The sequence below is a fragment of the Rhodoferax ferrireducens genome, from assembly GCF_003347515.1.
Classification (GTDB): Bacteria; Pseudomonadota; Gammaproteobacteria; order Burkholderiales; family Burkholderiaceae_C; genus Rhodoferax.
Genome location: NZ_QEII01000012.1, coordinates 1 through 255, shown reverse-complemented (window position 1 = coordinate 255; position 255 = coordinate 1). Strand labels below are relative to the sequence as shown.

Annotated in this window: 1 protein-coding gene; it reads left to right on the top strand. The window is 48.6% G+C overall.

What is annotated here, in order from left to right; all coding sequences use genetic code 11:
• Window positions 1-49: 49 nt before the first annotated feature.
• Window positions 50-255 (top strand): hypothetical protein (locus C5P05_RS00040; RefSeq protein ID WP_157979121.1); only part of this gene is annotated, 206 nt, incomplete at its 3' end.

Below are 255 nucleotides of genomic sequence, written 5' to 3'. Positions count from 1 at the left end.
CGATCCACAGGTGGTTACCTCGAAACTTGAATTTGCATAGAGGTACCGTATGAAAAATATTCTCATTGCCACGTTGGTGGCAAGCACGCTTGGTGCGTGCGGGTTCATGACACCCGCCAAACAATATTCCGGGGACGTTCAAGGTGTGTCTGGCATTGCAGTCATCAAAGGCTTTGTAGGAAAGCCGTTTTCTGATGACTTCCATGCAACCATCCGGGGCTATTCAAAACTTGAATCTTCTGGCTCAGGCGAACA